The organism is Fischerella sp., assembly GCF_013388695.1.
Lineage (GTDB): Bacteria > Cyanobacteriota > Cyanobacteriia > Cyanobacteriales > Nostocaceae > PCC9605.
In genome coordinates, this window is the sequence record NZ_JACAEU010000210.1 from 1 (window position 1) to 24,476 (window position 24,476).

The following is a 24,476-nucleotide window of genomic DNA, read 5'->3' on the forward strand; positions in this document are numbered from 1 at the left end:
AAGTCAGATTACTTGGGTACGATGGATTCATAGCTCTCATAACGCTGTCATACTTAAGTATTTTTTCTACTGACAGGATACCGTTATGTGGGCTTTCTTACTTCTCAGACATCCTCTTATACCTTGTTCGCGCCTTCAGACCAAGCGTTTGCTGCTATCGCGGTTCCCAATTGAGTGAAGTTGTAGGGGCAATTCATGAATTGCCCCTACCCACCTACCTCATTCAAACGAGAACCGCGATATTGTCTCTCAACTGCGATAGATAATATACATTCCGCCGATATAGAGGGCAATTAGTGACAGCCCATCCCAGGAGATGTACAGTCGTGATGGGCGTACAGCGCGGTAAATTAACCCAACAATTGCCACTGAAGTCATTATCAATGCCACAATTGCTGTGAAGATATGCACAGAACTGATGTGAGACCACAAATCGCCCCGGAAATAGGCTATGTCGTAAACCCCCAAAATTGCCATATTAAAAATATTGGAACCAAAGATGTTGGAAACTGCTAGATCCACAGCATTGAGTCGAATCGCTGCTAGTCCAGCAACAACTTCCGGTAGTGAAGTAGTTGCTGCTAGTAGTAATGCTCCGATAAAACTTTCCCCCAATCCTGTCACTGCTGCAACGCGATCGCCCAAAAATGCCAACCACACCCCCAATACCACAATTGCTGCTGAAAGCAACCCAAACATCAGATACGCCTGCTGGCGCTTGATATGTTCATATTGAAAAACTTCAGCTTCCACCTCCAGCACTTCAGCACGTCTTCGTCGCTCAAACTGAGCAATTATGCGTGTGCTTTGGAAATAAACTACGAACAGTAAAATACTGGGAATGCCAACCCAGCCCAGAGTCAAATTATAGTTGCTTTGAGCAAGCAACATCCCAGCAGCTGCAATACCTAGCAATATAGACCCCAAACCAGCCGCCAATCCGTGACTGATGTGCGCTCGTTGAAACAGGGGCTCAGGCCCAGTCACGATATCCAGTAGCGCCAGGATGAACAGGTTAAACAAGCAACTACCAAAGATACCTCCTGCTGCCAGATCCGGTGCATTGAACACAGCAACGGCGCTGATCCCTGTTGCCAACTCTGGTAAGGAAGTAACACCCGCCAGCAGGATCGCACCAACCAAAGTACGCCCCAAACCAGTCTTTTCAGCCAGGATATCGGCGCTGCGTGAAAGCCATGTACCGACGATGACCACTAGAACGATACATAAAACTACCTGAATCAAAAGCAACATGGCTTGTCTCCTGATGCTGGGATGCTATATTGATGCCTGACAATACTGTGCGGATTGCGGAATACAACAAACTGTTTCCTTATGTTTGAAAATAGCAGGAGGAGTAGGATAAAGCATCAATCCAGGTATCCACAACCTACAATCAGAAATATTACTGGTGGAAGAAGAGAGGTAGGTTTGGTTTTTCTACCATAAATAGGGAGGTTGGCAATTTTAGTTGCGTTGGTTGCCAAAAAATCTTTATGCGGATATTGCTGGTAGAAGACGATCCCGAACAATTAGAGCCATTACAAGGTGTACTATCGGAAGCTGGATATATTGTCGATGGCGTTGAAGACGGAGAAACTGCACAATGGCTCTTGTCCAAAAAAGAGTACGACTTGTTAATTTTGGACTGGATGTTGCCTACAATCAGCGGGTTAAGTCTGTGTCATCAGTATCGACTTCTTGGCAAAACTGCACCTGTGTTGATGCTTAGTGCCAAGGATACCACACCTGATAAAGTCACAGGTTTAGATGCAGGAGCAGATGACTATCTTGTCAAACCTGCTGACTTAGTGGAACTCTTAGCACGGGTACGTGCGCTATCGAGGCGTTCTCCTCAGTGGGTGGGAGATATTCTCCGTGTTGCAGATTTACAACTGCATCTAAGTAACTTAACTGTTGAACGCAACCACACAAGTGTAGAAATATCACCACGGGAAGCTCAATTGCTAGAGTACCTAATGCGTCACCGCAATCAAGTCTTAACCCGCGAACAGATTGAAGAAGCATTGTGGGAGTGGGGTACGGAACCGGAAAGTAATGCGTTGACTGTGTTAGTACGCAAATTGCGGCATCGCTTGCAGTTAGTTGGTGCAGCGGATTGGATTAAAACTGTCTACGGTATGGGTTATAGCTTAAAAGCTCCAGACAATTAAACATAAAAAGTAAAAAATTAAGAATTATTCTTTTAATTTTGAATGCTTGCTAATTTTTTACCCGATAGCTGACTAACATCCTGGCATCTTCATGAGACAATCCCAGTTCTTGGGTAATCATGGCTTTTACAGAGCTGAATTCTGTGACTGGCAACTCAAATTCTAACTTTTTAAGTATGGAGTTGGCGGTATTGACCTCAATTTTTGTAATTCCTTGCTTTTTTTCTATTTCAGCTAGTATTCCTAGCACTTGAACCGTAGATCGCACTTGCATTTGTGTATCAGCTTGCAGAGTTTCTACTTCACCAGATACTCCCAGTTCTTTAGCAATTATGGCTTTTGCCTTGCTTAATTCTGTGACTGGAACTTTGAAAGTTAACTTTTTGAGTACAGAGTTTGCGGTTTTAAGTTCAACTTCGGTAAACTCCTGCTCTTTTTCAATTTTCACTTCGGTTACTACCACATTGGCTGCAACCTGCACCTTTACCGTTTGCGTATCAGCTTGGAGCTTGTCTAGTGTAGGGTAGGAACGACTCAATAGTAGATTTGTCAACGATTCACCACCAAGTCCAAAAGCAATTAGAAGCAGCGGCAGAGGCAGCAAATATTCTAACTTGGAAGAGTGCAGTTTTTGCAATAAGTGGGACAAGGACATATGGCAACGAACTTAGTTGGGCAGCAAGTAGGCAGATTAAAATTTGGATAAACCGAGTGTCACAATTGTTGTGCAAAAACTTTTTCACACTCACGCTTTATAAGAATCTAAGTGATGAAAGATATCCTGATATGTTTGGTTTTTCTAGCCTAGGTAGTAAAATAAACGACTATTGCGCCAATACTTTCACAAACGCGCTTTCAGAGGATTTTAGCTACATCTGCATAGTATAAGCCTCTCGCCTAATTTTCATGTTTCATTGTAGTCGCAGTAATTTAGCTCTATGGTTTACCCTCACGATGGGGAGCATTTTGGTTATTTTTGCGGGAGTAATTTACTATCAAGCAGTCTTAGACGAACTAGAGGATCTTGATCGCTTACTCTACAAAAAATCCAGAGTCATGGCGGTGAACGCAAAGTACGAGCTGCGTAAAAAACAGCTAGATCTAGAAAATGTGCCGCTTTTAGGAAGTAACGTACCACCACTGGGTACTGAATTCGTATATGCGCGTTGGTACGACACCAAAGGGGAACTGGTGCAATTTTTCGGTACGACTCCAGAGGCGCAGTTGACAATCACCCCTGGTTTTCACACTCTCAAAACCACGTTTTACTCCTCAAAGGGAGCATCCACCGTTACTTGGCTCCGTCAGTTAACGCTGCCCGTCTACCAGGATAATTTATTAATCGGTTATCTCCAAGTTGCAACGCCGCTAGCATCTGTACAAAATAATCTGGCTCAGTTACGATTGGTTTTACTTTTGACAGTACCAGTGACCTTAGGAGTTATCGGTTTAGCTGGTTGGTGTTTGGGGGGAATAGCAATGCAACCCATTCGTGACAGCTACAACCAGTTACAACGCTTCACAGCTGATGCTTCCCATGAATTGCGATCGCCTTTGTCAGCTATTACTAGTAATGCCCAATACGGGTTAATTTCTCAATCTAGTAGTCCCGAAATGCAGCGTCAGCGCTTCGAGAAAATTCTTGATGTCGCCAAGTCAATGAGTACTCTGGTGAATAATCTGCTGTTTCTCGCGCGCCATGCAGGTCGATTATCACCTGATTCCTTACAAGAAGTTGACTTGAAGAGTGAGCTTTTACAGATAGCAGATGAATATGCAACCCAAGAGGCTGCAAAACATCTCAATCTAACTTATACTTTACCAACTACTAGTGTGATTGTGCTGGGTGATGCCGACTTGCTGCGTCAAGCAGTAGTTAATTTACTCACTAATGCCTGTAAATATACTCCCCCTGGAGGTCAGGTTCAGCTACGGCTGTTCACCCAGTCAAATTGGGCTGTGATTGAAGTTGTAGACAATGGTATCGGTATTCCTGAAGCTGATTTACCGCATATTTTTGAGCGGTTTTATCGGGTGGATAAAAAGCGAGTGCGCGTGGCGCACGCTTCGCGAACGCGCAAAACTGGCGGATATGGTTTAGGGTTATCAATTGTCCAACAAATCGTCTCTGCACACGCTGGTCATATTAATGTCAAAAGTGTCATCGATAAGGGGTCAACTTTTCAAATTTTTTTGCCACTCAAGTAGTCGCGGTAGTGAGTGCGTCACTTTCTGTTCACATTTTTTGGCAATACTGAAGATAGCTAGAGAAGGAGGTTACACTCCTTTAGACCTCTAACTGTTGTGTGTGGTGGGTTTAGAACCCACACGTGTTGTGACAGATCGGGCAATGGGGAAAAGTCAAAAGTTTTTTGACTTTTGACTTTTTCATATCCCCATCTGCCCTATTTACAATTTTTAAAACTGGTATCAAACTTTGACCAGGAACGATATTTGAAGCATGTTGATAGTGAACTTCTTACTAACTTGGCTAGTTGCAGCTCTATCACTATTGCTTACAGCCTATTTTGTACCAGGCTTTGAGTTTAACACTTTTGGCACAGCTGCACTTGCCGCGTTGATTTTAGGCTTAGTCAATGCGATTGTTCGACCTTTTTTGGTGATTTTGACGCTTCCCCTTACAATTATCACGCTAGGTTTATTTCTTTTTGTCGTTAATGCGCTCATGCTTTGGCTGGTAGGATTCCTCGTTCCTGGTTTTGTTGTTGCTGGTTTCTTATCTGCATTGTTAGCCTCTGTTGTTCTGACGATTGTTTCTACAGTACTGGGACTTTTCGTCAGAAATGTAACTTAAGATTGTTTAATTTACTTCTACTGCTGTCACTTTCTCTTCACATTTACTGCCTATACTGAAGTTAGTTATGGCGGATTAGCCCTTTCAAGGTGGGTAAAAATCCTCAAAAAATTTCCCGAATTTTGGGCTTTTCATCTTTGTGTCTTAGTGCCTTGGTGGTTCAAAAGTCAATTTTTTCACCACATAGACGCGCAGCGGCTTCCCGCAGGGTAGACACTAAGACACCAAGAAAAATATATTACACCTTGAAAGGGTTAGTTATGGCGGATTTAACTAAATTGCAAATCAAAAAGGTGAATTACTGATTCACTTTTTTGGTGCAAGAGTTGATATGTTTCCTCACCCCCATATTCCTGGATGATTGTCTAGTAATATTTGGGGGTTAGGGATTTCTTTATGTGTGAATCAAAAATTTAAATATTTTGTATTTTGATTTAAAAGGTTTGAATGTAAGTCTGCATCAAGGAGGTGCCTTTTGACTGAGAATCCACCTTCCTCTCCACGCCAACTGAGTGTGTCCCGACAAGAACTTGTGGAGTTAGTGCGATCGCAACTCGAAGCACTGCTACAACAAGAAAACTTCCAGGGAGCAAAAGCCCTATTGGTACCCGTACAACCTGCGGATATTGCCCAAGCTATTGAGGGTTTGCCAAAAGCTATGCAGGCTATAGCTTTTCGCTTACTTTCCAAACAAGAGGCAATCGAAGTCTATGAATATCTCGACTCCAGCATCCAGCAGTCCTTGATTGCAGAATTAAGGCAGCAAGAAGTTCTTGACATTGTAGATAAGATGTCGCCAGACGATCGAGCGCGACTATTTGACGAGTTACCCGCTGTTGTCGTCCAGCGTCTATTGCAACAACTCAGTCCAGCTGAACGCGAAGCTACTGCCCTACTTCTAGGCTACAAAGAGGGTACTGCTGGGCGGATCATGACCACAGAATATCTTTCTGTGAAGGAGGATTTAACAGTTAGCCAAGCTATTGAGCGGGTTCGCGTTTTAGCTAGTGCCACTGAAATTATCTACTACCTTTACGTGACTGATAGAGAACGCCGTCTCACGGGAACTCTTTCCTTTAGAGATTTAGTGATTGCCCAGCCAGAGCAAAGGTTGGGTGAAATTATGACCCGTGATGTGGTCTTCGTTCAAACGGATACAGACCAAGAAGAAGTAGCGCAAATTATCCAACGCTACGACTTATTAGCTGTGCCTGTAGTGGATACAGAACAGCGTCTCGTTGGTATTGTGACTGTGGATGACGTGCTGGATGTCTTAGAGCAAGAAACCACGGAAGATATTTACAAATTAGGTGGCGTGGAAGCTGGGGGCGATAACTATTTCCAGACGAACGTGTTGACAGCAGCTCGTAAACGGGTGGTCTGGCTATTTGTTCTCTTACTTGCCAATACTGGTACTACTGCTGTTATCAGTGCTCAGGAGAATGTTTTAGAACAAGTTGTTGCCTTAGCTGCCTTCATTCCCTTATTGATTGACGCAGGTGGAAATGTCGGAGCACAATCTTCAACAGTGGTAATTCGAGGTCTTAATCTTAGGGAAGTTGGCATCAAAAAAGCTTTGCAAGTTGTGACGCGGGAAACAATCACAGGAGCACTATTGGGAGTGATGTTAGGGATAGCAGTGATTTTCTGGGCTTACTTGCTTGAAGGTAGTTTGCCAATAGCAATTACTGTAGGGATGAGTTTGCTGGCAATTACTATCTTAGCAGCTGTTTCAGGTTCTGGCTTACCTTTTTTATTTGGTGCGATCGGTTTAGATCCAGCCTTAATGTCAGCTCCTTTTATTACGTCTCTTGTAGATGTTTTGGGAGTTTTTATTTATCTAATGCTAGCTAGAGCAATTTTACAACTATAAAGAGGCTGCTAGCCAACTGATTTTTATTATGAGTTTAAGACAAGTTTGGAGACTTTTAAAAGAAACATTTTCAGAGTGGCAATCTAACGAAGTATCTCTGTTGGCATAATCCTTGGCTTATTACACAGTATTTTCTCTTGCACCTTTGATGGTGATGATCGTACAAAACGAATCTCAACAATCCCAACAACCGCATTCAGACAGGCAGAATCATCAACGTAGACAGAAGCGTTTTCGATGAAAAGACTCTAAGGGAATACCAAAAAATAAATTATCCAGTAGTTGTAGTGGCGTGGCAAACCTAAAATGTTGCATTATGGTTTTCTTGTGGAACAGGCATCTTTCCTGTCCTGTGCGGGCTGTCTGACCCACCCTACAATAGTTATATTTATGCACCAAATTAGCCCGGTCACACCACTACTCAATTGGATCTCCTCGCTATATTTTTGTCACGTCGTGCCGTAACACACCCTACTAGCATGACTTAATATTTTGTTTATAAATAGCCTCTCACTTTTGTTGTCAATACTAAAGACAACAGGATGAAAAGGAAATAATATCTATGAATCGGCTATAACTTCTAAGTATTCTCAAGTAGCAATTATCAGGAAAAACAATTGTGGTTCCTCTGCGAGATAACAACCCAACAACAATTACCCCGTATGTCACCTACGGGCTAATTATTACCAATATCCTTGTTTTTCTTTATCAACTGAGCCTGACACCGCAACAATTGCAAAGGTTTTTCTACGCTGCGGCACTAGTACCATGCCAACTTTCAAGCACTTGCCCCACTGGCTTGGATAATCAGGTGATACCAGAGTGGATGACCTTGATTACATCCCAATTCCTACATGGCGGTTTTTTGCACCTGGCAGGAAATATGCTGTTTTTATGGGTTTTTGGTAACAATATTGAAGATCGCTTAGGTCATGTGAAATATTTAATTTTTTATCTGACGTGCGGCGTTTTAGCAGCACTGTCCCAGTGGTTCTTTTCACAAAATTCGACGATTCCTTCCTTGGGTGCTAGTGGTGCTATTGCCGGAGTTTTAGGTGCATACATTCTTCGTTTTCCAAGAGCCGAAGTTCTCACTTTAGTTCCTCTGGGATTTTTCTTGACCACAATACGAATTCCCGCATTTTTCTTTCTTGGGTTTTGGTTTATCCAGCAAGCTTTCTATGGTATCGCCAGCTTACAGGCTCGCTCCAATATCGGGATGGAAGGTGGGGGAATTGCCTACTGGGCACACGCAGGAGGCTTCGTCTTTGGAGCAATTCTTGCTCCTCTATTCGGCTTGTACAAGCGGCGCTAGAACATGAAAATTTTGGCATTCAGCTGATTGCCCCGTTTGCGGGCCCAGCGATGAATGTGGCGATCGCACGTTGCACTATTACGTCTCTACAAAACAGTAATTTTCACAAAAAACTGAACGGAATATTAGAACTCATATTTAATTTTTGAAAAAAATCAACACATATCTACCTCCCTGTTCCCTGTTAAGAGTTCCCTGTTCCCTTTTATTGAGCGATCAACTAACTCAGTCAAGAGGGTCAAAGCGGTTGACTAGCGCGGCTACTACAACCATTGGCAACCCTATCAGCAAGCAAATCAACCATTGATTTAAGTTCAGTGGTGCTGTAGAAAATAAGAGATTCATCACACTCCACTGACTGAAAATTATCTGCAAAATTACAGTACAAGCAATTCCAATTCCAATGGCTGAGGCATCGTTAATTCTCTGTCTAATTCCTCGAAGTCTGGCAATCAAAGCACTTCCTAATTGACTAATACTTAAAAGATAAAAAATTCTTCCTGCTACTAAAGCCTGAATTGCCATTGTGCGGGCTAAATCGATATTTCCTGTGGTTTGTCGTATCCATTCAAATACGCCAAAAATCAAAATCCAGTTAAAGATGGAAATTGCTAGGATGCGCTTGAGTAAACTTTGGGAAAGCAACGGTTCACGGGGGTTACGCGGTGGTTGTTGCATCACCCGTTCAGACTTCGGTTCAAAGGCTAAGGGTACAGTCATGGTGATGGAATTAACCATATTCAACCACAGAACTTGTAAAGACAAAATCGGCAGTGCTCTAGCAAGCAGTACACTAATTAAAATTGTCATCGATTCGCCACCGTTGACAGGTAGGATAAAGGCGATCGCTTTGAGTAAGTTCCGATAAACAGTTCGCCCTTCCTCAACCGCAGCTTCTATAGAGGCGAAGTTATCATCGGTCAAAATCATATCTGAAGCTTCTTTTGCTACCTCTGTACCTGCACCTCCCATCGCAATACCAATATCTGCCTGTTTGAGGGCGGGTGCATCGTTGACACCATCCCCCGTCATGGCGACGACTTCGCCTTTGGATTGTAATGCTTCGACGATGCGGAGTTTCTGTTCTGGCGCAACACGAGCAAACACCACCCCATCTTCTATGGCCGTGGCGAGTTCAGATTTATCCATTCGAGCAAGTTCGCTTCCTGTAAAAGCCAGAACCTTGCCGTTTTTGTGGAAGCCCATACTTTGAGCTATTGCCCGTGCCGTTACTGCATGGTCGCCTGTAATCATTTTGACTTGAATCCCAGCATCTTGACAGGCTTGCACCGCTTTGATTGCTTCTGTTCTAGGCGGATCGATCATCCCCTGCAATCCCAAGAAAATCAAATCATTTTCGATATCTGCATGTTGTAGAGACGTTGCATGCAACGTCTCTACATCTGGCACAGATTTCTTTGCAAACGCTAGCACCCGTAAACCCTGATGAGCCATTGCATCAACTTCCTGATGCACCGTTTCTGCATTCACAGGAGCAAGGTTTCCCTCAGCATCCAACATCTGTTGACAACGTTTGAGAATTGCTTCGACTGAACCTTTAACGTAGATAGTTCTGTGCTCTTGTTCATTTGTCAATGACGAGTCTTCGTGCAAAGTTGCCATGTATTGGAACTCAGACTCAAACGGAATGACATCCAACCTGGGCATTTCCTCTTCTAAGCTGCTGCGGGTAAACCCAACTTTATTGGCAACAGCTATCAATGCTCCCTCTGTGGGGTCGCCAACAACCTGCCACTGCCCGTCCTTTTTTTCCAGGTGCGAATCATTACATAACAATCCGGCTTTGAGAGATTCTGCAAGAGCAGGAAAATGGTTCCTATTTACTGGCTTTTCATTGAGTAAAATTTTTCCTTCGGGGGCATAGCCTACACCAGTGACAGTATAATGTTGACCTCCTGCATATATTGCTTGTACAGTCATCTGGTTTTCAGTGAGCGTACCAGTTTTGTCAGAGCAGATAACTGTAGCACCGCCGAGGGTTTCTACTGCTGGCAACTTGCGAACAATGGCGTGACGCTGCGCCATGCGGGAAACACCTATTGCCAGTGTAACGGTAACAACAGCTGGTAATCCTTCGGGAATGGCACTGACAGCGAAGGCGATCGCTGCTTCAAACATTTCTGTCCAGGAGTAGCCGTATCCCAATCCAACTGCAAACATCAATGCTGCTATCCCTAAAATGATGTACAGCAAGGTACGGCTAAATTTGTCAAATTTGCGGGTTAATGGCGTTTTCAGGCTAGTTCCTTGTTCCATTAGCTGGGAAATGCGCCCGGTTTCTGTGGCATCTCCAATCGCAACAACAATACCCTTGCCCGTACCAAACGTCACGAAGCTACCAGCATAAGCCATATTGGTACGTTCTGCTAAGGGTGCATCTAGATTAAGCGGTTGCGTGTTTTTTTCAATTGCAATTGATTCGCCCGTGAGTGCCGATTCATTCACTTGCAGATTCCGTACCCGCACCAGACGCAAATCGGCTGGTACTTTGTCTCCAGAAGCAAGCAGTACCACATCCCCTGGTACTAACTCTGTGGAAGGAACTTGCATCTTTTGACCGTTGCGAATGATGGTTGCATTGGTTTGTACTGAGGAAGCTAAAGCGGCGATCGCACTTTCCGCTTTAGATTCTTGAACAAAACCAATAATGGCATTAATCAGAGTTACGCCCCAAATTACCCCAGCATTCACCCACTGCCCAAGTATTGCCTTAATTGCACCCGCAATCAACAAGATGTACAGCAGCGGTTGGTGAAATTGCAAGAGAAATCTTAGCAATGGACTTTTTCCAGGTTTGCTCTTGAGTTCGTTCGCACCAAAATGCTCACGTTTTTTTGCCGCAACAGCAGAGGTTAAACCAGTTTCTAAATTACTATCTAAATGCCGAGTTACTTCTTGTACAGACAGATGATGCCATTGACTTGACCGAATTATCTCTTGTGGTGTTGCTGTCATCTTATTCGCCCTTATATTTAACACTGACCAAACCCCTACCCTACGGAAAGGCTGCGCCTATGGACGGATTTAGGGGAGTAAGGGTATGGGGGTATAGGGGGAAGAATCTAGTCCAGAAAAAAGGATACTTGCACTATTATTATTCCTACACCCTTATACCCCTATTGGTTGACAGGGTAAATTAAGACTATTAGCTGTTGTTCTAATAGTTAGCTAATTATTAAAGTTGACCTGTAAATCTAGTATTAAAAACAAATGTGATTCAAAAGTGAGTGCAATGCGCTCAGTTAACTTCAAGCCAACCTCTTACTTATGGTAGATGACATAGATAACTTAAAGGTGGGGAGGAATTGCCGCTCCCGGGACTGGGGATCGGGGATGGGGAAATTACTTATTCCCTATCCCCAGTCCCTAATCCCCAGTCCCCTTTAAACATTTATTCAAATAGAAATGAGCAAATCACAATCAAAGAATTTGTTAGAACAAATAAGTACCACAAAATTAGTTCAGTACTTACTATTTTTTGCCCTTGGGTGGGGAATAGTCCAAGTTTTGGCTTATTTTTCAACAGTAATTGTGATTTTTACTTTGGCAGCAGTTTTAGCATTTCTGCTTAATTATCCTGTGCAGTGGGTGCAGCGTTTTTTACCGCACACTTTAGCAGTGATTTTAGTATTTTTATTAAGTATTTTAATTCTTGTTGGTTTTACATTCACAATCGGTGTTGCAGCTTTATCTCAGGGACAACAATTACTCAGTCAATTCCCAGAGTTTGTCAACTTCATAATATTTTTGTTAGAACGACTAGAAGCTTTGTTAGATAAGTGGAATTTGCAAGTTGATTTAAGTGCCGTTGAAGAAGAACTACGAAATCAAGCTTTAGCAGGAATCGGTGTTGGTTTCGCGACAGTTCAAAGATTACTTGCCAGCTTAGTTGATATAATTTTGATCGCCGTTGTGGCTTTTTTCATGTTGCTAGATGGTGAACGTCTTCAGAACGCATTAACAACATACGTCCTGCTGTGTGAGGTGACACCATTCTCAAGAACAGCTAGAGGCTCTTAATTCTCGTGAAGCTGATGTGCATTTAAGTTGCATAATCAGGGCGGGCGAGACGCCCACCCCACAAGAATTTGATTTTTTTGAAAATGCAAATTAAATGCCTTTTAGCTTACTAGGTTGAACCTGGTAACGAGGCTTGAGGGTTTCCAAGCAGCAACCTCATAGAAGCGCTAGAGAAGACTATCGTGCTGAGCAGCTTTAAAGAGCGATCGCACCCTATCACAGGGATTTGTGACACGGTCGGACGAAAATCACAGTTATGCCTGTCCTAAATCACAATTTTTGATCTGGAGAATTTCTGTAGAAACTTGAAGAAATTTTAGAAGTGGAAAGCGCCACGTCGTGTGAAATAAAAATTCGAGAGATACCAATGATTTACCGTGCTTTGGATGTGATTTTTATAGATTTCTTCGCCTTTGCTATTAATACGATGTTTGGTAGATTGCTGCAAAGTAAAATATGCAACTATTCTTGGGAAGGAAAAGATGAACAATTACAAGAAGATACAGAATTCCTGAAGCCTCTGCCCTTCGATGATGTGCCAGATCCGTTACCCTAGGAGATTGTGGAGCGATTGAGCAAGCGAATTCAAAAAAACTAATCCTCGTTACAAGCGATAAGATCTGTGTACAGATGTAGAGAGCGATCGCTTCTACAATTCAAAATGGAAAACGGGAGCGATCGCCACTACTCTAAAAACACAAATATACCTTCTGGAATTTCCTCACAACTTCTTCAAATTTTCTTTTTAATCTTAAAACATAGAGAGAAACGTAACTATACGCTGTTAAGTCCACACCTTGTATTAGTTGCAACCATAAGGAGGCTCCGCCTCCAAACTCTCGTTACCAGGTTCAACTTGGTAACAAGAATTAGAGCCTCTGGCTCTTCTACTCTTACAGAGAATGGGGTAATACCTGAGACAACTGTCATTTTCTATCAAATATCATCATCAAAAAATCTCAGGAGGGCAGACTTATGCCATCCGTTCGTTTATTATCTCTTTTCAATCCCTCAAACTACTGGCGAGGGGGTTATGTCTCCGTACCCTGGCAACCAATTGCCCAAGTATTCCAAATTTCCCCAGACGAACTAGTATTAAGCGATCTCCGCGACCTCTCACATACACCGATAAACGCCCAAGTAGATCAAATTGATCCCGACGATCCGACTCGCGATACCTTGGTTTTCTGCCTGCCAAAAGCAATCCCACCGAGTTCGGAAGATGACATACTCGCTTCCAGCTTTGTGAGACTAGACTGGGGTAAGCCGATGCCTCCAGAATTGGGTGAACCATTTTTAGAAGTCGTCTACGGAGCTATGGGGGAGGCGCGAGGAGTCAGACTAGTAAACAGTCGCTTGATTGTTTGGTTCAATTTGATACCTACACCAGAAGACGACAAGCGAAACTGGTTTAGTGGTTCAGCCACGAGCGTACAGCTCGATCGTCAGGAACTTCTTGATCCCTTCTTAGCAGCAAAAGGTGAATGGTTGGGACAAGACCCAGAAAAGCGCTGTATGCAAGTTGCTGAGCTTTTGTTACCAGGGCCTCCCCACCCCAAATCACCTTACTATGAAGTTTATCTGTTTAATCATTCTTATCGGCTTGTATCCCAATCGAGTGGCCCTGTAAGAGCTAGCGTCACTATTGCCTCCGAACCTTTTGACTATATTGGTATAGATCCGAACACAGGCATTAACCATCATTTAGTGTGCGAACTTTACCGGGTCATTAGCCTTTACGCTGGTGCAGACTACCTAGTTGAGGAACTATTCATCAAAGCCAAACCAAAGGGTGAAGAAAACAAGATTATAGGTGAACTAGAAGTAGTTAACCTCAGTTTTGCTGTTCGCTACTTTGCCCATATGAACATGGGACTTACAGAAGACATAGAGCCTGTATTCCCCATGCCTGATTGGTATGCTGTTGGTTCTGCTATACCTCCCTATCCTGCTTACGGCTTGGCAACTAACGTACATATAGACACAGTGACACACCCTCATGAGGGAAATACAAGTTATTTTTCCTGGCAGTTATTACCAGGCAAGTATGTAAAATGCCTGCACATGTTCATGCGAGGTCAACCACAGGGGTTTGATACACGGGTAGGTCATGCTTGGTACGAACTAATCTATAAGCCGCTCAAGGCTGAGATTTACCGGGATGACTATGTTGTCAAAATGCTTACAAAATCCAACTTTGCCACTGCTGTAGGTTAGTACTTCTAACAAATGAGGTCGATATGGATGCCAAAACGACTGAAATCAAACAAATTGCCACACAGTTATTAGCTGGAATGCTTGCTAATCCTCACATTTACGCCCAAGTGTCTGATGATATGGCCCAGGGCACACAAGAGCAAGACCTGATTTTACTGGCAATTGATATGGCTGAGGAATTGATGAAGAAGCTTGACAAAAGAAGTGGTTGAGAAGGAGATTTCTGGTACTGGCTGCCAGATACTAGACGCTGGAAGTCCTTATTCCCCTTGAACAACGTACGCCAAACCATTAAATTTAAACTGAGTTTCCAGAAACATTCTGGCTTCTCGATCGCTATTTGCCAAGGAGACAAACATGAGTGACTTCCAAGATTTTCTCAGACATCAATATGCTTATGTTGCTGTGGGAGAATTTAAACCAGGCAAGTTTGAAGAAGCCAAAAAACTCTACGAACAAGCTGTATCAATGTATACTAAAGGCTTCAAAAAAGCCTATTTGCTGCAACAACCAGGGACTGACAAAGGTATCGCCGTAATTTTTTGGGACAACATCGGTGATATGGAAGCAAATCACAGCGAGGCTTACCAAAAAATTTTAGACAAGATGAGTCCTTTGTTTGTGAAGGCTCCTAATACTTCTTTCTATGAACTTGTCTGTGAAATTGAGCCAGCAGTAGATAAACAAGTTCCAGTCGATTAAGGGAATGGGAAATGGGGAAACTGTCAGGGGAAAAGATTATTACCTTTATCATTTAATCTTTTCCCTTTTACTTTTAACCTATTTCCTATTACCTGACGAATTTCAGGCTTTCTATCCTCTTAGTAAACATATCAGTAAAAATACTAGCGACACTGCGTTTGCGAAGTTTGATATTGGTACTTACTGACATCCCAGATTGGAGGTTAACTTCACGACCGTTAATTACAAGAGATTGACGTTCAAGAACGACTTTGGCGGGAAATCTGTAGAATGGATAAATTTCGTCTGGGGGTAGGGCATCGGAACCAATCCAAGTTAATTTTCCTTTGACATCCCCAAATTCACTGAAAGGAAATGAATCAATTCTGACATCGACTTTCATGCCTTCTTTGACAAAGCCAATGTCACGGTTGGTGATGAAGACTTGTGCTACGAGTGATTCATTAGGAACTATTTTCAGAACAGGTGCCGATGGATTGGTAACAAAGCCTGGGGTGTGGGCTTGTAAATCAAAGACTGTGCCTGAAACAGGGGCTTTGAGTTCTTGGTAACGTAAGTTTTGTTGGGTTTTGCTGATTTGGCTATCAATTTGGGCAATGCGCTGTCCGTTGTCGACAATTGCTTTAGTTAGCTGACTGTCAATTTCAGCAATACGCTTTTGATTGTCAGCAATTTTAACTAGCAAGTCGTTTTTGCTTTGGGCGATCGCATTTTGTACTTTTTCACCCGCTTGTGCAATTGCAGACTGAATTCGTTTTTGTTGTTGAACAAGTTGATCTACTTCTGCTTGCCGACTACGAACTTGCTGTTGCTGTTTCAAATATTGGTTTCTGGCTATTCCCCCCTCTGTTGCTAAAGGGGTTAAGTCTTTGAGAATTGTTTGTTCTACCGCTAGCAAATCTTTAGCACTAGCCAACTGGACTAGAGTTTCTTGTAACTGCCTTTGCAACTGGTCTACCTCTAATTTGGCAGTATTAATGCGCGATCGCACCTCCGCTTGGGCAGACTGCAATCGTGCCTGTTGTTCTGTAGTTAATCCCCCAGCATTCAATGCACCAGTCAATTGCAGTCGATAAAGTTGATTTTCAGCAACTAATTCTGCCCGGTGTTTTGTTAAATAATTCTGTTGTGAGGGTAGCGATGGCAGCAGTCTGGTGTTTGGGGAAGTCACACCACGCATCTGCATCTGGTAATAAAGATTTTCTTGTAGCAAAGCAGCGCGAATTTTTAGCAGTGAAACTTGTTCGGCACTGTCAACTGTCGGATCTAGGGCGAGGAGTAAATCACCTTGCTTAACTTTTTGCCCATCTCGCACCAAAATCCTTTTCACTACCCCCGCCATCGGTGCTTGTACTTCTGTAACTGCACCTTCTGGTTCGAGTTTACCTTGAGCAGAAACAGCCTCTTCATATTGTGCGACACAAGCCCAGACTACCGCTGCGGTAGTAACACCAATTAAAGTCCACGCCACCGCCCTTGGTAAAGTTGATGACTGTCGCAAAACTACAGGCTGGTCAAATCTTTTGAATTCTAGCGGTGTCTCGGGAGGAGTCGTCAAGGGCGTTTCCTCAAGAACAGAAACTGGATTTACACCGTTTTGCGTGTAACTATTGCTGGTTGAAATTGACTGCCGATGAGAGTGAGGATCGTTGGAGGAATTCATCATAAACCTCTTGTTTGGAAGAGTGGGGGAGATGGGGAGGTGGGGAGAGTAGGAAAAATAACTACTAACTACTAACTACTAACTACTAACTACTAACTACTAACTACTAACTACTAACTACTAACTATTGACTAATAGCGCATCCTGTTGTTGATACAGATGGTAGTAACGACCGTGCTTGGCCATAAGTTGAGCATGAGTACCGCGTTCTGCTACTTTGCCTTGATGCATGAGCACAATATCGTCTGCTTGTTGAATGGTGCTGAGACGGTGAGTAATGATGAACATCGTCCTTCCTTGGAAAGCTTGCATCAAGTTGCGGCATACTTGCTTTTCAGTGTCATAGTCGAGGGCGCTTGTAGCTTCATCTAAAATCAGCAACTGGGGATTTTGCAGAATGGTACGGGCAATAGCGATGCGTTGCCTTTGTCCTCCGGAAAGTGCTGAACCGCGTTCGCCGACTCGCGTGTTGTAGCCGTTGGGCAAGTTCATGATGAAGTCGTGGGCAACTGCAAGTTTGGCAGCTACGATCACTTCTTCAGTTGTGACTTCGGGGTTAGTCAGGGCAATGTTTTCTAGAACTGTACCGTCAAATAACAGCGTGTCTTGGGGAATAATGCCAATTTGCGATCGCAGTGAATACAATTCGACTTTACTGATGTCATAGCCGTCGATCAGAATCCGACCTGAGTTTGGTTCATACAAGCGCGGTAACAATTTCATCAACGTACTTTTACCGGAACCACTCATCCCAACAATTCCCACTACTGTTTGAGCAGGGAACTCTAAATTGATATTGTCTAACTGAAGCGAACCGCTGGCTGTGAAGCGGAAGGAGAGGTTTTCGTAGGTGACAGCGCCCTGAATCAAGGGCATAGGAATATTATTCTGGTCTACTTCTGTAACTTCTTGCGGCGTATCGACAATATCACCGAGACGTTCTAGGGATAGGGCTGTTTGTTGAAAGTTCTGCCACAATTGTAATAAACGCAACAATGGACTAGTAACGTAGCCAGCAATAATTCGGAAAGCAATCAACTGTCCTAGTGTAAGCTGGCCTTTGAGTACCAAATAGGCTCCTACCCACAACACCAGTAACCCAGATAGTTGATTGAGAAAATTACTTGCCGACCCGGCAGCAGTGGCAGTTACAATCGTTTTAAACCCAGATGAAACATAACGGGCATAGTGTTCTTGCCATTGCCAACGGGTACGCAATTCGATATTCTGGGCTTTGACGGTTTGAATACCAGAAAGCACTTCCACCAAATAAGATTGGGTTTCGGCATTTCGTTCAGCTTTTTCCCGCAGTTGTCGCCGCACTACTGGGGCTGCTACCAAGCTGACTAGGGCAAACAAGGGAATGGTAGATAAAGATACCAGTGTTAGCACCCAGCTATAGATCACCATGACAATGACATAGATCACCGAAAAGATGGAATCTAAGACCACAGTCAGGGCAGTACCTGTGAGAAACTGGCGGATGTTTTCTAACTCATTCACCCTGGTTGCCAATTCTCCCACCGGATGGCGATCGAAGTAGCGCAGTGGCAAACGCAGTAAGTGATCGATAATTTCTGAACCAAGGGCCAAGTCAATTCTGTTGGTGGCTTCAGCAAACAGGTAAGTACGCAAAGTGCCAAGAATTGCTTCAAACACCGCTGCTAACAGTAAAAATATACCCAACACTTGCAAGGTGTCGATGCTGTTTTGTACCAACACCTTATCGATGATCACTTGAATCATCAGCGGGTTGGCAAGTCCAAACAGCTGCACAAAGAACGACGCTACTAGAACTTCTATTAAAACTACGCGATGACGGTTGAGGGAAGGCAAAAACCAACTTAAGCCAAATTTTTGCTTTGGCGTGGCTGCGGTTGCTGTCAGTAATAATACCTGGGCTTGCTCACCCCAAGTTTTAATAAACTCTGATATTTTTTGGCGAACAATCCCGCGTTCTGGTACGCCTAAAACTATATTGCGATCGCTCGTTTCATAAACCACCGCCATGCTATTTTGCCAATGAATTAAGGCAGGTACAGGCAAACGACCAATAGCACTAGCTGGTACTTTTACCAATTGGGGATTTAACCCCATAAAGTCGGCAATTGCCCCACACAATTGCAATGAAACTGGTTTTGTCTGGTCTTTATGGTTATTGGCGATCGCCTTGCGAATCACTTCCCGCCGAAACGGCATCCCAAAATACTGACTCACCATTTGAAAACAGGCAAGCGTGGCGTTACGGGAGGAGTCGCGGACGCAGGGGTATTTTTGAGGGGGAGTGGGGGAAGTGGAGAGAAATCTTGACTCTTGACTCTTGACTCTTGACTCTTGACTCTCAATGGGAAAACCAACTAAGCGGACAGATTCTGGTTCTGTGACTTCCAGGTTTATGCTTGGGTTTGTGAGATGAAGGCGGCTACCTACAGGAATACTGGGTACTTGTCCGCCACTCACAAACCAAACGAAGTTAGCATCTAGCTGCCTCAAGGATGTTTCGCCACATGGGGGATAGTATACGACTGCTTGCGATACTGCCGAAAGCACCAATTCCTTGAGGTCTGTGTTGACATTTTCTTGCCGTACCAGTTCTTGGCCTAAGATATCAAAGGCTTCTGCAACCCCGCATCGCTGCTGGAAGTAAGCTTTGAGAACTGATTCTTCTTTCAGAAGAGTCACGAATTCTTCACGCTTAAGCGCAAGGCAGAGTGTCTCTTCTGAGGAAGCCATGACTTTTTCGCAGACGATACCCCGCATCAAGCTTGTCCATCCCACTATTTCACCAGGTTCTAAGCGTTGCAATGTCAGGGGCATTTGATTGCGGGGGTCATGTCCGATCAATCGCGCTTGTCCTGCAAAGATAATACCTACATATTGCGGCAACTCTTGCACTGGTAGAATAGTTTGCCCCATCCGATAGCGCCGCACTTCCAACTCTTTGGATAACTGCTGTAACCTGTTGGCTGGCAGTTGTTCAAAGGGTGGGATACCTGATAAAAAGGTTTGGATTGTGTTAGCAGTTTGGGTCATAAAGCGATTACAAATTTTACCTTTGTGCCTTGGTGTCTTAGTGGTTTAAAAAGACATTATTTTTTACCACCAAGCCACAAAGGCACTAAGTAAGACCTGGTACAAGAAGTAATTTACAAGAGTTTTACTCTTTGTGTTCAAAGTTTGCTGCTTCTTGGTTGTGGTTTATAGGCTTGAGTTCTGCGACTTGTTGTTCTAGCCAGTTGGTAAACAATTCATGCCGCAACTGCCAGCGTGTGGCTTCGTTTAACTCTACAGGAAGTATTTTTTCTAACCGGAGGATTAGAAACCACTGGTCTATTGGTGTGGGTGGTAGGAGTTGCCCTGGCTGACTCACCATCAACAATTTTGCCAGAGTGGGATGGAGTTTACCTAGTTCTACTGGGCCAACGATGCCTTGGTTACGAGCCTCTGGGCCTATTGAGTACTTGGGAGCCAGTTCTGTAAAAGATTGCTCTCCTGCTTGCAGGCGGAAATAAATTTCTTGAGCGATACCACTATCTTTGGTATGAATGACAGAATATACAACCCGATCGAGCAATGGTTTACGAATGTTGAAATAAGCATCTACCTCATTTTTCCAAGTAGCTTGCTTAAACTTTTCCAATCGTAATGCCCGTGTCACTAATTTGAGGATTTGTTCCGCAGTCATCCCGCGACGGTGTAACCAAGCTTGACGTTCGGCTTCTGTTTTTAAGCGCTGTTTTATGTAAAACGCTTGACACGCTTTTTCTTGTTCTTCTGGCGTGCAAGTATAAGGTGCGATCGCCTGATCGATAATTATTTCTCGTAACAGTTGTGGCAACAACTGATAATTTGCCAACAATGGCACAATTTCTTCGGCTGTTACTTTTTGTTCGCGAACTTGTAAAACAACGCTCATATTCTTCTAAGTGCTGGGCAGAAAATTTCGATGATGGGGCATAGGAAACGGGGACACGGGTGTGGACGTGGAGAATTTATTAATACAGTCTCTCCGCGTCTTCTTTTGCCATTACCTTAGGCAAAAACAAAGTTTGTCTGGGTGAGAGTATTTGCCTGAATTCCCAGTAACACAGCTACATCTTGACCAAAGACTTGGATGACTGTGTTGTCATTTTCTTGGCGAATTGCCCAATCACTGCCAAGCGAATCGAAGGTAAAACTAGTGCCACCCAAACCAATTACATCTCCCTCTGCACTGTTGAAGTCAGTAATAGTATTGGGCTGTGCTGGCAAGTCTGTCTCATCGCTAACAATCCAAAACCGATCGGCTCCCTCACCACCAGTAACAATATTTGCACCCCCGCCAAAACCAATATATAACTTATCGTTACCTGAACCGCCGTCTATGATATTCCTAGTACCAGCCAATACAATGTCATCACCATTACCAGTATCAATTTGGTTGCCGTTACCAAATTGACTGACATCAACTGTGTCATTGCCATCTCCGGTAAAGAGGATTTGATTATCTCCAAAGAATTGCTCTGGATTGAGGGCGGCATTATCGGAATTCGGATCGTAGAGATAATCATCAAAATAATCATCTCCTGATGTACCGTAGATGATTGTGTCAGATTTGGGCTTTCCTAGGCGAGGGTCAAGGTTGAGAGGAGTAGACAATTCAATCTCGATCAATTCATTGTCATCTGGTTCTGATGAATTGCGGATATTGTTGTAAGGATAGTTGTTGTCGTTGGCAAGCAGGATTGTATTGTTGTCCAGAACCAAAATATCTTCAATGGTTTGAAAGGGGAAAGTAAAAACATCGCTACCATCGCCGTTTAAGTCGTTGGGATCGGCAATATTGAGCAAATCAACTACTTCCTCTTTCTGTAGATACCCTTGCTCGTTTGTTTTGGAAATATCAACTTTGAAGATTTTCTTGAACTCCGCCTCTGCTCCGTATTTTCCATCCTGCTCTACGACCAGGAATTCGGTGTCGTTGATGGGAGTCGCATCCCCGATTGAATGCCTGGAACCGTCTACTTGATAGTAACCAACCAAATCCTGGCTAAAGGACTTAGATGCAACATCAAATTTGTAAACACGCCGAGACTCACTCGGATCGCCAGGAACGTATCTTTCCATTATGGGATAGAGCGTTTGGCGATCGGGACTGTAACTCATCGCTTCAAAGCCATCTGAAAGCGTTAGAGGCTCGATCGGTTTGTATTCTTTAACTTCTTTGTTTTGGGGATAACTAACTTGATCCCCGGGGTATTGTCCGCCCAGAGTATCATGCTGGTAAATATTCGGGGTGGCAATGGGAGCATCAATTAGCACACCATTGCTATCAAAATGCAGCAGGTAGGGTCCGAATTCTTCACCAATCCAAATCGTGCCATCCTCAGCCAACACTATCGATTCCGGATCGAAGTCAGCCCCTGTCAGTTGGCGATCTGGTGATGTTTCGTTGACGATTTCCCATCCAATCAGTTTGTTGGGATCGGATAGTTGAATAAATTCAGTCCACTCTGCACTGCCACTGCCATTATCAGCTGTCTTGAAATTAGGATCGACTTTGTAAATTCGCAGCAAATAATCAGCACTATTGCTCTGGCGGCCAAAGCCGTTGTCTGACAAAAACCAGTAGCTATCTGAGTCAGCAAACTGGACACCACTGAAACCTTGGACGGGTTGATTCGGGAATGGCCCAGTACGTCCATTGCCAGAAATGGGTTTGCCTGTGCCATCATTTGCACCAGCCGGTGAACCGTCGGCAAAGGTATCTGCCTCAAGAGAGGAAAATCCAATTAAAGTAGTTTTGCTCATAGATAAAGGTTTTCGAGTTAAGTCTGCCCACACTAAACTGTGATCTGAGGAAGGAGTGGTAGCGGCATCTTGGCGATCGCCCACTAGTCGATAGAGTGGATCGGTAGTGAGTGGCCAAAATACCTCTGCATCTTTGATTTCTAAGGTCTTGGACGGTAGAACATAGTCAACACGGATGTTCCCTGGATTTGTGTCATTGAAATCTGCTGTGTCATAAGCCGAATCGCTGATATGGGTGGTATTCTTTTCACCATCCAAAACTGCTTGTTCGGGCCCGCCTAAGCTGGTTGGTGTGACACTAGTGTTTATATAGGGATTGTTTAATAACTGCCGAATCGCAAAGTTGTAGCTGTCGCCGTCGTTCGGATCGGCATTTTGGTCGCCTAGAATCACGAAAGATTCTTTTTGTGATAATCCTCCGGAGTTGCCGTTATCGTCATAGATGTAATCGCCTGCTCCAGGAGTCACATAGTCTGACCAGAAGCGAATCTCGTCGTAATTACGCTTGCCGTTTCGGTCTTCTTGACCATCGAATACGGGAGGTGTCGGATGGCTGACTAGAGTATGAATAATCTCACCGTTCACCTCAATTGGCACATCCCAATGGCTCTTGGATGATAACCTCAGTACCTCTTGCTCCTGTTGAGAGTACCAAGGAGTATCGGCATCAGGGAGAGCGATCGTCGACAGCAATGAATCGGGCATATCCTTCCACAAGAAGTTCTGGAAGGTACGTACGTTTTCCGTCTGAATTGGATATTTGGACAGCAACAGCATTCCAAATTGGCCAGGGAAATTGCCAAACCCAAAGGCATCATCGCCATAACCGTTTTCCCCCGGCGTTGTCACAACCTTGCCGTCATTGTTGAGGTCATAACCAGAAGCAACCCCCGTATTAGCAGGAGCTATATAGAAGTAAGAATATTGAACGGGTTCTGCTCCATTTTGGCTGACTTCGAGGTAGTTCTTGCGAAACAAATCGACTGCCTTGGTCGGGTCAGCTGCGTAATAGTCGAATTCCTGAATGCTGATGACATCAGGGTTTGTGCGTTGAATAATCTCGGCCACAGTTTTAGCTTGAGGATTGTCTGGCGTAGACAAATCTTCAATTAGCTGCCCCTCCGTATTCCGGTTTAGGGAAGCATTGAACTGGGCAAAACGAATTGTGTCTGTGCTCTTTTGCAGATTCTCGGTCATAGTGTAACCGCTCTCATCAGATCAAAAACTTTGAATGGTTGACTCAGAAACTCGACTCAAACAAATGCAACTAGTTTTGATAAACGTCAGATGGAGTTATTACAGAAGCTAGGTAATTCGGAATCTTGGTGCAGTGATGATTGTGGCAAAAGCTAACACGGCAAGACTAAAGAAATATTTCCCTTTTGCCTTTAAGCCTTTTCCAAAAGAGCGTCAGCTTTTTTTTGGAAGATGTTTGATGTTTATCTAAGTAAAAATTTTACTTAGTATCAAATTTTCATCCTCTATCTGGTTAGTCCGTAATAAATATAGTATACAATTTGACTTTGTATACTATGTTAACTCAAAAGCATCTATCTCTATATGAGTAAAGATAGATTTAGAGAAGAGTGTTTTTCTCTTGAAAAATGTATATAGAGCAAGAAAAGATTAAAAAAATCACTGTTACTTAAACCTATAGACCTGTTTACTTTAAAATTGCTGATTTAAAGGATAATATATTTTTGCCTTAGTTTTCAGTAATAATTTTATTAACTTTAGATTAACACAGGTTGTGATTTAAATTACTGCTAATGGTGGTTTAAAATCATGTACCAATTAATCTGTTTATATCATTTAATCGTTATATGCACTTAGCAAACATTTATAAAGTAGCGATTAATACGAGTTGTATTTTATTCAAAATATAG

General features: G+C 43.5%; 17 protein-coding genes. 10 read left to right on the top strand and 7 right to left on the bottom strand.

Annotated features, from left to right (window positions below; genetic code table 11):
• Window positions 1-249 precede the first annotated feature (249 nt).
• Window positions 250-1,254 (bottom strand): sodium:calcium antiporter, encoded by a 1,005-nt coding sequence (locus HXY43_RS26615; RefSeq protein ID WP_290890240.1) that lies wholly within the window; start codon window positions 1,252-1,254, stop codon window positions 250-252.
• A 242-nt stretch (window positions 1,255-1,496) separates the two neighbouring features.
• On the opposite strand from HXY43_RS26615, the gene HXY43_RS26620 reads away from it, so the two are divergent.
• Window positions 1,497-2,174: a response regulator transcription factor gene (locus HXY43_RS26620; RefSeq protein ID WP_026734628.1), complete on the top strand. Its 678-nt coding sequence runs from the start codon at window positions 1,497-1,499 to the stop codon at window positions 2,172-2,174.
• 49 nt (window positions 2,175-2,223) lie between these two features.
• Here HXY43_RS26620 and HXY43_RS26625 read toward each other — a convergent pair whose 3' ends face one another.
• Window positions 2,224-2,829, bottom strand: coding sequence for a hypothetical protein (locus HXY43_RS26625; RefSeq protein ID WP_290890244.1), 606 nt, complete (start codon window positions 2,827-2,829; stop codon window positions 2,224-2,226).
• Window positions 2,830-3,080: 251 nt separating this feature from the next.
• Between HXY43_RS26625 and HXY43_RS26630 the strand changes: the two genes are divergently transcribed.
• The 4 genes from HXY43_RS26630 (at window position 3,081) to HXY43_RS26645 (ending at window position 8,177) form a co-directional block, all read left to right on the top strand.
• Entirely contained in the window at window positions 3,081-4,382 is a 1,302-nt protein-coding gene (locus HXY43_RS26630; protein ID WP_290890247.1) for an ATP-binding protein, read from the top strand.
• A gap of 253 nt (window positions 4,383-4,635) precedes the next feature.
• Window positions 4,636-4,989 (top strand): phage holin family protein, encoded by a 354-nt coding sequence (locus HXY43_RS26635; protein WP_290890250.1) that lies wholly within the window; start codon window positions 4,636-4,638, stop codon window positions 4,987-4,989.
• Window positions 4,990-5,464: 475 nt separating this feature from the next.
• On the top strand, window positions 5,465-6,862 hold the full coding sequence (gene mgtE / locus HXY43_RS26640; RefSeq protein WP_290890253.1) for a magnesium transporter: 1,398 nt from the start codon (window positions 5,465-5,467) through the stop codon (window positions 6,860-6,862).
• A 619-nt stretch (window positions 6,863-7,481) separates the two neighbouring features.
• Window positions 7,482-8,177 (top strand): rhomboid family intramembrane serine protease, encoded by a 696-nt coding sequence (locus tag HXY43_RS26645; RefSeq protein ID WP_026734622.1) that lies wholly within the window; start codon window positions 7,482-7,484, stop codon window positions 8,175-8,177.
• Window positions 8,178-8,402: 225 nt separating this feature from the next.
• On the opposite strand, the gene HXY43_RS26650 is transcribed toward HXY43_RS26645, so the two are convergent.
• Complete coding sequence (locus tag HXY43_RS26650) at window positions 8,403-11,153, bottom strand: cation-transporting P-type ATPase (protein WP_290890257.1); 2,751 nt, start codon at window positions 11,151-11,153, stop codon at window positions 8,403-8,405.
• A 450-nt stretch (window positions 11,154-11,603) separates the two neighbouring features.
• On the opposite strand from HXY43_RS26650, the gene HXY43_RS26655 reads away from it, so the two are divergent.
• The 5 genes from HXY43_RS26655 (at window position 11,604) to HXY43_RS26675 (ending at window position 15,137) form a co-directional block, all read left to right on the top strand.
• Window positions 11,604-12,218 (top strand): AI-2E family transporter, encoded by a 615-nt coding sequence (locus HXY43_RS26655; protein ID WP_290890260.1) that lies wholly within the window; start codon window positions 11,604-11,606, stop codon window positions 12,216-12,218.
• 367 nt (window positions 12,219-12,585) lie between these two features.
• Window positions 12,586-12,774 (top strand): hypothetical protein, encoded by a 189-nt coding sequence (locus HXY43_RS26660; RefSeq protein ID WP_026734614.1) that lies wholly within the window; start codon window positions 12,586-12,588, stop codon window positions 12,772-12,774.
• 419 nt (window positions 12,775-13,193) lie between these two features.
• Complete coding sequence (locus HXY43_RS26665) at window positions 13,194-14,435, top strand: hypothetical protein (protein ID WP_290890264.1); 1,242 nt, start codon at window positions 13,194-13,196, stop codon at window positions 14,433-14,435.
• A gap of 23 nt (window positions 14,436-14,458) precedes the next feature.
• Window positions 14,459-14,647, top strand: a complete 189-nt coding sequence (locus HXY43_RS26670; RefSeq protein WP_026734612.1) for a hypothetical protein — start codon at window positions 14,459-14,461, stop codon at window positions 14,645-14,647.
• Window positions 14,648-14,792: 145 nt separating this feature from the next.
• Window positions 14,793-15,137 carry an antibiotic biosynthesis monooxygenase gene (locus tag HXY43_RS26675; RefSeq protein ID WP_290890269.1) on the top strand — a complete coding sequence of 115 codons (345 nt, stop codon included), beginning with the start codon at window positions 14,793-14,795 and terminating at the stop codon, window positions 15,135-15,137.
• A gap of 88 nt (window positions 15,138-15,225) precedes the next feature.
• On the opposite strand, the gene HXY43_RS26680 is transcribed toward HXY43_RS26675, so the two are convergent.
• The 4 genes from HXY43_RS26680 to HXY43_RS26695 all read right to left on the bottom strand — a co-directional run bounded on the left by HXY43_RS26680 (window position 15,226) and on the right by HXY43_RS26695 (window position 23,787).
• Window positions 15,226-16,803 (bottom strand): HlyD family efflux transporter periplasmic adaptor subunit, encoded by a 1,578-nt coding sequence (locus HXY43_RS26680; RefSeq protein WP_290890271.1) that lies wholly within the window; start codon window positions 16,801-16,803, stop codon window positions 15,226-15,228.
• 117 nt (window positions 16,804-16,920) lie between these two features.
• Window positions 16,921-19,833, bottom strand: a complete 2,913-nt coding sequence (locus tag HXY43_RS26685) for a type I secretion system permease/ATPase (RefSeq protein WP_290890274.1) — start codon at window positions 19,831-19,833, stop codon at window positions 16,921-16,923.
• A 124-nt stretch (window positions 19,834-19,957) separates the two neighbouring features.
• Complete coding sequence (locus tag HXY43_RS26690; protein ID WP_290890277.1) at window positions 19,958-20,716, bottom strand: peptidylprolyl isomerase; 759 nt, start codon at window positions 20,714-20,716, stop codon at window positions 19,958-19,960.
• A gap of 116 nt (window positions 20,717-20,832) precedes the next feature.
• Entirely contained in the window at window positions 20,833-23,787 is a 2,955-nt protein-coding gene (locus HXY43_RS26695) for an esterase-like activity of phytase family protein (RefSeq protein ID WP_290890280.1), read from the bottom strand.
• Window positions 23,788-24,476 lie beyond the last annotated feature (689 nt).